This is a genomic window from Streptomyces sp. MB09-02B (genome assembly GCF_033794485.1).
Taxonomy (GTDB): Bacteria; Actinomycetota; Actinomycetes; order Streptomycetales; family Streptomycetaceae; genus Streptomyces.
In genome coordinates, this window is sequence record NZ_JARGEE010000376.1 from 1 (window position 1) to 8,812 (window position 8,812).

Below are 8,812 nucleotides of genomic sequence, written 5' to 3' on the forward strand. Positions count from 1 at the left end.
ACCCGCACCCGCACCCGCCGACGAAACCCGCACCCCCGAGCTACCAGGCACCCCGACCCCGTCTCACCCGACGGACGACGTTTCGCCCCCGTTTCGCGGAGCCGATAGGCTCGCGACGTGGCTGATATCCAGATCCCCGCTGACATCAAGCCCGCCGACGGACGTTTCGGCGCGGGCCCCTCCAAGGTGCGGACGGAGGCGCTGGACGCCCTGGCCGCCACCGGTACCTCCCTGCTCGGCACCTCCCACCGCCAGGCCCCGGTGAAGAACCTGGTCGGCCAGGTCCGCGCGGGCATCAGCGAGCTGTTCTCCCTCCCCGAGGGCTACGAGGTCGTCCTCGGCAACGGCGGCTCCACGGCGTTCTGGGACGTCGCGACCCACGGCCTGATCGAGAACAAGAGCCAGCACCTGACCTTCGGCGAGTTCAGCTCGAAGTTCGCCAAGGCCGCGAAGCTCGCCCCTTGGCTCGCCGAGCCCACGGTCGTCTCCTCCGACCCCGGCACCCACCCGGAGCCGCAGGCCGAGGCGGGCGTCGACGTCTACGCCTTCACCCACAACGAGACCTCCACCGGTGTCGCCGCCCCGATCAAGCGCGTGGCCGGTGCCGACGAGGGCGCCCTCGTCCTGGTCGACGCCACCTCCGGCGCCGGCGGCCTGCCCGTCGACATCGCCGAGACCGACGTCTACTACTTCGCCCCGCAGAAGTCCTTCGCCTCCGACGGCGGCCTGTGGATCGGTGTCTTCTCCCCGGCCGCCATCGAGCGCGCCGAGCGGATCCACGCCTCCGGCCGTCACGTCCCGGAGTTCTTCAGCCTGCCGACGGCGATCGACAACTCCCGCAAGAACCAGACGTACAACACCCCGGCCCTCGCCACCCTCTTCCTGCTCAACCAGCAGCTGGAGTGGATCAACGGCCAGGGCGGTCTGAGCTGGTCCACGGCCCGGACGAAGGACTCCTCGACCCGGCTGTACACGTGGGCGGAGGAGAGCAAGTACGCGAGCCCCTTCGTCGCCGACCCGGCCAAGCGGTCCCAGGTCATCGGCACGATCGACTTCTCGGACGAGATCGACGCCGCCGCCGTCGCCAAGGTCCTGCGCGCCAACGGCGTCGTCGACACCGAGCCGTACCGCAAGCTCGGCCGCAACCAGCTCCGTGTCGCCATGTTCCCGGCGATCGACCCGGCGGACGTCGAGGCCCTCACCAAGTGCGTCGACTACGTGATCGAGAAGCTCTGACCCCGATCACTCCCGTACGACACCGAAGGGCGCCCGGCAGCACATGCTGCCGGGCGCCCTTCGCGTGCTTCACCGTGACGGCTTCCTCACCGTGACGGTTGCCTCAGCGCGACGGCGATGCTCAGCCGCGGAAGCCGAGGATGCCGTGCAGGGTCTCACCGCGGGTCGCGGCCGGCCCCTGCGTCGAGCTCAGCGTCGACTGGGCCGAGGCCTCCTGCGGGGCCGCCGGCTTCGGGTCGGGCAGCTTCTTGCAGGTGGCGTCGACCTTGCCCTTGCCGTGCGGCACCTTGCCGTTGGTGAGGTAGGTGGCCAGGTGCTTGTCGAGGCAGCTGTTGCCGCTCAGCGTGATGCCGTGGTTGCCGCCGCCCTGCTCGACGACCAGGCTGGAGTTCTTGAGCAGCTTGTGGACGGTGAGACCGCCCTGGTACGGGGTGGCCGCGTCGTCCGTCGCCTGGAACAGCAGCGTCGGGGGCAGCTTGGAGTTGGCGACGTTCACCGGCTTCAGCGACTTGGTCGGCCAGAACGCGCACGGCGCGTTGTACCAGGCGTTGTTCCAGGTCATGAAGGGCGCCTTCTTGTAGACCGCCCAGTTGTCCTTCTGCCACTTCTTCCAGTCGCGCGACCAGGACGCGTCACGGCACTGCACCGAGGTGTAGACGCTGTAGCCGTTGTCACCGGAGGAGTCGACGGCGGCGAAGTTCTGGTACGCCTCGACCAGCGGGTCGGCGTTCTTGTCGCCCACGTAGGCCGCGAACGCCTCGGCGAGGAAGGGCCAGTAGCCGTTGTAGTAGCCGCCGGGGAGGAAGGTGTCCTCCAGCTCGGAGGCGCCCACCTTCACCGAGCCGCCGACCGGCTTCTTGGCGAGTGCGGCGCGCATGGCGTACCACTTCGCCTCGATCTTCTTCGGGTCGGTGCCGAGCTTGTACGTGGCGTTGTGCTTGGCGACCCACTTCATGAACGCCTTGTGGCGCTTGTCGAAGGCGTAGTCCTGGTCGAGGTTGTCCTCGTACCAGACGCCGGTCGGGTCGACGATCGAGTCGAGCACCAGACGCCGTACGCGCTCGGGGTAGAGCTTGGCGTAGACCGCGCCGAGGTAGGTGCCGTACGAGTAGCCGAAGTAGTTGATCTTCTTGGCGCCGAGGGCCTTGCGGATCGAGTCCAGGTCCTTCACGGCGTTGATCGTGTTGATGTACGGCAGGACGTCCTTGTGCTTCGTGCCGCAGGCCTTGGCGAAGTCCTGGGCCCGCTTGAGGTTCGCCTTCTCTATGGCGGCCGTGCTGGGCACGGAGTCCGGGCGCACCGGGTTGAAGTACCCGGGCTTGCAGTTGAGGGCGGGCTTGCTGGCGCCCACGCCGCGCGGGTCGAAGCCGATGACGTCGTACTGGGCCGCGACCTTCTTCGGCAGCGAGGAGGCGACGAATCCGGCCAGCGTGAGACCGCTGCCGCCGGGGCCGCCGGGGTTGACCAGCAGCGGGCCCTGATACGTCTTCGAGGTGTGCGGCACGCGGGACAGCGCCAGTGTGATCTTCTTCCCGCTCGGCTTCGCGTAGTCGAGCGGCACCTTCACCGACGCGCACTGCAGCGTCGGGTAGTCGTCCGTGGCGCACTTCTTCCAGGTGACCTTCGCGGCGGCGGCCTGGACGGTGTTCGCGGCGGGCGACCCGCTCGCGTTGGCGGGAACGGCGCTGAGCGTCCCGGCCAGGACGACACCGGCGCCGCACAGCACGGCTGCGCTTCTTCTCATGGAGTTCTCTCGCAACGATGAGGGGGGTTCACGGGCCGCGGGTGCGCGGCCCGTGCGGCATGGTTCCCGAAGACCACACCCCTCAAGAACTCATTCGACCAAGACTTGACCGAATTGAGTCATTGCATACTCTCAACTGCTTCACAGAAAGGGGCAGTTACCCATATCCAGGACATGCCCCTCACATGCCGGGGGGCCTCGGGGCGCGCTCCCGGAACACCCTTCTCACGCCGCCGTGCAGCTCACGCTCGGCACACCCCCGCCCCCGGGCGCACCCCCGAAGCCGAAGCTCGCCGAACCGCCCGCCGGGACCGTCCCGTTGTGCGCCGCGTTGGTCGCCGTGACCGTCGCCCCGCTCTGGGTGTGGGAGGCGTTCCACATGTTCGTCACCCGCTGGGAGCCGGGCCAGGTCCAGGTCACCTTCCAGGAACCGATCGCGGTCGCGCTGGTGTTGGTGACCTTCACCTCGGCGTTGAAGCCGCTGCCCCAGTCGCTGCTGACGGTGTAGGCGGCGGTGCAGGCGGGCGTCCCACCGCCCGGGCCACCCGGGCCACCCGGGCCACCGGGGTCCTCCGGGTCACCGGGGTCGGTGCCCCCGCCCGGCGGGAAGCCCGGGGCCTTGATGCTGGTCAGGTAGCCGTCTTTGACCGTGTCCACCGTCTGCCAGTCGTCCTTCAGGATGCCGCCGGTGTCACCGGAGTTGGGGTTCCAGGACCAGAAGGTCCAGTGGAAGGAGTCGTTGCCGTGGGCGGAGGTCGAGCGCAGATAGGTCACCAGGGCCGCCAGCCAGCGCTGGTCGACCGTGGACTGGAGGGTCGTACCGAACTCGCCGACCCACACCGGCGCGATGTTCTGCTTGAAGATGTAGCCCCAGTACCTGTCCCAGACGCCCGGCATGTTGGCCGGGAAGGACGGGTCGCTGAACCAGCTCTGCTGGGCGACGCTCGTGGCGTAGTCGTGGGCCGAGTACACCACCCGGTTCGCCACGTCCAGCTGTACGGGGTACTGGGCCACGCCCATCAGGTTGCCGCCCCACCAGCCCGAGACACCGTTGAACGTCTGGACGCCCTCGACGAGGATCAGCAGGTCCGGGTTGACGGAGAGGACCGCGTTGCCCGCGCGCTGGGCGGCCAGCCGCCAGTCCCTCGCCGTGTCGCCGCAGCCCCAGCAGGCGGGATCGTGGGGCTCGTTGTGGAGGTCGATGCCGACGACGGTCGGGTTGCCCTTGTACCGGGTGGCCAGCGCCTTGAGGTTGGTGATCCACGTCGTCTCGGGGACGGCCGAGGTGTACCAGAGCGCCGACTGGCCCGCCGCGTCCGGGCGGTGCCGGTCGAGGATGATCTTCAGGCCGCTCTGACCGGCGTACGCGACGATCTTGTCCAGCACCTGGAGCGAGGTGAGGCCCTGGAGGCCGGCGTTCTTTCCGTCGGAGTAGTTGACGCTGTCGGGCATGGTGCCGGGCTTGAGGATGTCGTCGCTGTAGGGCATCCGGATGGTGTTGTAGCCCAGCGACTTCATCTGGTCGATCATGCTCTTGTAGTCGCGGGCCCAGAGGCCGTGGGTGACGTGGTTGGCGGTCTCGAAACCGAACCAGTTGATGCCGGCGATACGGACGGACTGACCGTTCGCGTCCAGGATCTGCCGGCCGCTGGTGCGCCAGTAACCGGCACCGGCCTCGGCCGCGGCGACCTTCTCAGCCGCGCCGGCCGCACCGGCGGCCGCCTGCGCGCCGCCGGTCAGGGGCAGCGCGAGCACGGCGGCGGCCGCGCACAGGGCGCCCAGGGTTCTCCGTAAGCTGCGGAACATGTCGCTGCTTCCTCCTCGGGAGGCGCGGGGCCGGAACGGATGGGAGCGCTCCCATCCCCCGCACCTCCATGGAAGACAGATCACATGAACACGTCAAGGCGTCCGGCGCCACCTGGTACACCGGACGCCCCGCGCGGTCCTCACCGGCTCAGCTTCTGGAACCTCCGCACCGCCAGCGGCAGGAAGATCAGCGTGAGCACCACCGGCCACACCCCGGCCATCAGCAGCGCGTTCTGCTCGATCCAGGAGTCACCGCCGCCGACCGGCGTGCCGAACAGGTCGCGGGTCGCGGCGGCCGTGGAGGAGATCGGGTTCCAGGCGGCGATCCAGCCCAGCCAGTCGGGCATCAACTGCGGGGCGACGAAGATGCTGGAGATCATGGTCAGCGGGAAGGCCACCGCGAAGAGACCGCCCGCCGCCTCCGGGTTGGGGACCAGCAGGCCCAGCCAGACGCCGATCCAGATGAGCGCGAAGCGCAGCCAGAGCAGCAGCCCGAACGCGGCCAGGAAGCCGAGGCCGGCGTCGGGGCGCCAGCCCATCGCGAGGGCCGTCAGCATCATGATGGCCAACTCGGCGCAGGCGACGAGGAGATCGGTGACCCCCCGCCCCGCGACCACCGCCGACGGCGCCATCGGCATGGAGCGGAACCGGTCGATGACGCCCTTGGTGGAGTCGTAGACCACGAGGGTCGCCGTGTTGATGAACCCGAAGGCCATCGTCATCACGAACATCCCCGGCATCAGGAAGTCCCGGTAGTCCCCGCCCCCGGGCACCTGCATGGCGCTGCCGAAGACATAGCCGTAGAGCAGGACGGAGAGAATCGGGAAGCCCAACTGCCAGGCGATGTTGACCGGTTGGCGCCGGTAGTGGGTGAGTCCGCGGCGGACGATGTTCCAGACGTCGGCCAGCACCCAGTACGTACGGCCGTGCTCGCTCGACACGTCCAGGTCGACGGCGCTCGTGGCGACGCCACGGGCTGCGACGGCGTTCGGATCGACGGCGGTCATGCGGTGGCCCCCTCGTCGTTCTCGTCGGTCTTCTCCGTGCGGTGGCCCGTCAGGCGCAGGAACACGTCGTCCAGGCTGGGCCTGCGCAGGCCGATGTCCTCGACCCGCACACCCTCGTCCTGGAGGGTGCGGGCCACCTCGGTGAGAGCGGAGACGCGGTCGGTCACGGGCGCGTGGACCCGCAACTCCGTCTCGTCCGACTCCGGTTCGCCGTCCGAGACGCGGGCGACGACCTTCACCGCGCGCGGGATGTCGGAGCGCTCGGCGACGACGACCTCGATCCGGTCACCGCCGACCGTGCTCTTCAGCCCGTCCGGGGTGTCGTCCGCGATGGCCCGGCCCTGGTCGATGACGGTGATGCGCGAGGCGAGCCGGTCGGCCTCCTCCAGATACTGCGTGGTGAGCAGCACGGTCGTACCGCTCGCCACCAACGCCCGTACGGATTCCCAGACTTCACCCCGGCTGCGCGGGTCGAGGCCGGTCGTCGGCTCGTCGAGGAAGAGGACGGAGGGGGCGAGGATCATCGAGGCGGCGAGGTCGAGCCGGCGCCGCATGCCGCCGCTGTACTTGCCGACGCCCTTGTCGGCGGCGTCGGTGAGGTCGAACCGGTCCAGCAGCTCGACCGCGCGCAGCTTCGCCCGCTTGCCGCCGAGGTGGAACAGCCGGCCGAACATCTCCAGGTTCTGACGCCCGGTCAGGACCTCGTCCACGGCCGCGTACTGACCCGTCAGCCCGATACGGGCCCGCACCTCGCGCGGGTCTCGCGCCACGTCGAGGCCGGCCACCGTCGCCCGGCCGCCGTCCAGACGCAGCAGCGTGGAGAGGATGCGTACGGCGGTGGTCTTGCCCGCGCCGTTCGGGCCGAGGAGGCCGTGCACCGCGCCCTCGCGGACAGTGAGGTCGAAGCCGTCCAGCGCGCGTTTCTCCCCGTACCGCTTCTCCAGGCCCTCCGCCCGGACCGCGTACCCGTCACTCATGAGTCCCCCTCAACAGACTTCCGTCAAGAACTGGGTACACCGTACCCGATTTCGCGTACGACGTACCCAGTTTTTCCGCGAGGACCTAAACTCAGGCTCATGACAAGGGGCAAAAGCGCTACGGCGGGCGGTGCGGCAGGAGCTACGGCGGCCGGCACCGCCGTCGGCACGGAGACCAGCGGCAGCGGCGACATCGTCCGCACCCAGCAACTGCTCTGGGACACCGGCCCCCGCCCCAGTCGCGGCCCCAAACCGGGCCTCACCCTGGACCGGATCGTGGAGGCGGCGATCCGGGTCGCCGACACGGAGGGGCTGCACGCGCTCTCGATGCGCCGGGTCGCGACCGAACTCGGCACCGGGACCATGTCCCTGTACCGCTACCTCCCCGGCAAGGGCGAACTGCTGGACCTGATGCTCGACCGCGTCCAGCGGCCCTCCGAGAACCCCTCCGACCTCGGCGACGGCGGCTGGCGTTCCGCCCTGGAGGCCATGGGGCGCGCCACCCTGGCCCTCTACCGGCGCCACCCGTGGCTGCTCCAGGTGAACCAGTCCCGCCCCGTCCTCGGGCCCAGCGCGCTGGACGGCATGGAGAAGATCCTCTCCCGCATCAAGTCCATGGGGCTGACCGACCCCGAACTGATCTCCGCGGTCGTCGCCGTGGACGGCTATGTCGTCGGCGCCGCCCGTACGCAGGTCTACGCGGAGGAGGCGGAACACCGCACCGGCCTCACCGACACGGAGTTCTGGCAGGCCCAGGCGCCCCTCCTGGAGGAGCTCATGCTCTCCGGCCGCTACCCCCTCCTGGCCGGCCTCTCCGAGGACTCGTTCGGCTCGGACTTCGACCACTTCGAGTTCGGACTGCAGCGCATCCTGGACGGCCTGGAGGTGTTCGTGAACCGGCGCCGCGAGGGCGGCGCGAAGACCGGGAATGCGGAGGCCGGCCGTGGGTAGGCGGGCCGCGGGTAGGCGGGTGGGTCAGGAAGGCGGGCGGCGCAGAAGCCGGCGGAAGCCCCATACGACGACGACCGCGCCGGCCACGGCGAGCGCGCCGACCTTGACGGTCGAGCTGGTGCCCTCGCCGTCGGCCTGGGTCGTGCCGGAACCGTCGTCGTCGGAGGAGGACGAGCCGGAGCCGCCGCTCCCGGAACCGCCACCGGGCACCTCCCGCGCGACGACGGAGCTGCCGGACCCCTCACTGCCGTACATGATCTTCGAGCCGTCGGTGTTGAAGGTCACCGACTCCCCCTGCCGCTGCAGGGGCACGCTCAGCCGCTCGACCTTCTTGATCTTGCCGCCGTTCCAGTCGTAGAGGATGCCGCCGAAGTACGCGCGCAGGGCGAGCTGCTTGCCGTCCGGCGAGAACGCGCCGTCCGTGACCTCCAGGTCGGGGACGGCCGCGACCTTCTTGAACACGTTGGTGCCGGAGGCGGACAGCTCCGCCGGGCCCTCGTACAGCGATCCGCCCGCCTCGTTCTTGTCGGCGATGTAGACCCGCCCGGTCTTCGGATGCACCATCAGCGCCTCGGCGTCCCGCGCCCCGTCCTCGTACTTCACGACGTACTGCGTGGCCTTGACCGTCTGGTCCTTGAGCTCCTTCGGCTCCGGCAGCTCGTAGATCCACACGTACGCCCAGGTGCCGCCGAGGTTGTCGCCGATGTCGCCGACGTAGAGCCTGTTGTCCGGGCCGATGGAGACGGCCTCGACGTCACGCGGGGTGCCGACGCCCGTCAGGGTGACCGTGGCGACCGTCTCGCCCGTCCCGCTGTCGACGGCGTAGAGGAAGGCGCCGTCGTCGCTGTCGTTGTGGGTCCAGTAGACCCCCGGGTGCTGCCGGGACGCGGCGAGACCGCTCGACTCGGTGATCCGCGAGTCCTTCATCGTGAACCCGTCGTCGTCGGCGACCGCGGGCGCGGCCGGGAGTGCGGCGAGCAGGATCGCGGCGAGACCGGCGAAGCCGGTGCGGGCCGCGCGGGCCGCACGGAACCGGCGGAGGGGGTGAGGGCGGTTGAGGGGGCGACGGCGCATGCGCCCAAGCCTGCCAT

General features: G+C 69.8%; 7 protein-coding genes. 2 read left to right on the forward strand and 5 right to left on the reverse strand.

Features of this window, described 5'->3' with window-relative positions:
* Positions 1 to 117 precede the first annotated feature (117 nt).
* A complete protein-coding gene (gene serC / locus P1P70_RS34965; RefSeq protein ID WP_319245046.1) occupies positions 118 to 1,236 on the forward strand; it encodes a phosphoserine transaminase in 1,119 nt (372 codons plus the stop codon).
* A 121-nt stretch (positions 1,237 to 1,357) separates the two neighbouring features.
* Here the strand turns inward: serC and P1P70_RS34970 are convergent, their stop codons facing one another.
* The 4 genes from P1P70_RS34970 to P1P70_RS34985 all read right to left on the reverse strand — a co-directional run bounded on the left by P1P70_RS34970 (position 1,358) and on the right by P1P70_RS34985 (position 6,770).
* On the reverse strand, positions 1,358 to 2,980 hold the full coding sequence (locus P1P70_RS34970; protein WP_319245048.1) for an alpha/beta hydrolase: 1,623 nt from the start codon (positions 2,978 to 2,980) through the stop codon (positions 1,358 to 1,360).
* A gap of 225 nt (positions 2,981 to 3,205) precedes the next feature.
* Positions 3,206 to 4,786, reverse strand: a complete 1,581-nt coding sequence (locus P1P70_RS34975) for a cellulase family glycosylhydrolase (protein WP_319245050.1) — start codon at positions 4,784 to 4,786, stop codon at positions 3,206 to 3,208.
* Between the two features lie 140 nt (positions 4,787 to 4,926).
* Positions 4,927 to 5,793, reverse strand: coding sequence for an ABC transporter permease (locus P1P70_RS34980; RefSeq protein WP_319245052.1), 867 nt, complete (start codon positions 5,791 to 5,793; stop codon positions 4,927 to 4,929).
* Positions 5,790 to 6,770 (reverse strand): ATP-binding cassette domain-containing protein, encoded by a 981-nt coding sequence (locus P1P70_RS34985; protein ID WP_319245054.1) that lies wholly within the window; start codon positions 6,768 to 6,770, stop codon positions 5,790 to 5,792. Before P1P70_RS34985 ends, P1P70_RS34980 begins: the two co-directional genes overlap by 4 nt.
* Before the next feature lie 99 nt (positions 6,771 to 6,869).
* Here P1P70_RS34985 and P1P70_RS34990 point away from each other — a divergent pair, with 99 nt between their 5' ends.
* Positions 6,870 to 7,721, forward strand: coding sequence for a TetR/AcrR family transcriptional regulator (locus P1P70_RS34990; RefSeq protein WP_319245056.1), 852 nt, complete (start codon positions 6,870 to 6,872; stop codon positions 7,719 to 7,721).
* 24 nt (positions 7,722 to 7,745) lie between these two features.
* Here the strand turns inward: P1P70_RS34990 and P1P70_RS34995 are convergent, their stop codons facing one another.
* Positions 7,746 to 8,795, reverse strand: coding sequence for a WD40 repeat domain-containing protein (locus P1P70_RS34995; protein ID WP_319245058.1), 1,050 nt, complete (start codon positions 8,793 to 8,795; stop codon positions 7,746 to 7,748).
* Between the last annotated feature and the right edge of the window lie 17 nt (positions 8,796 to 8,812).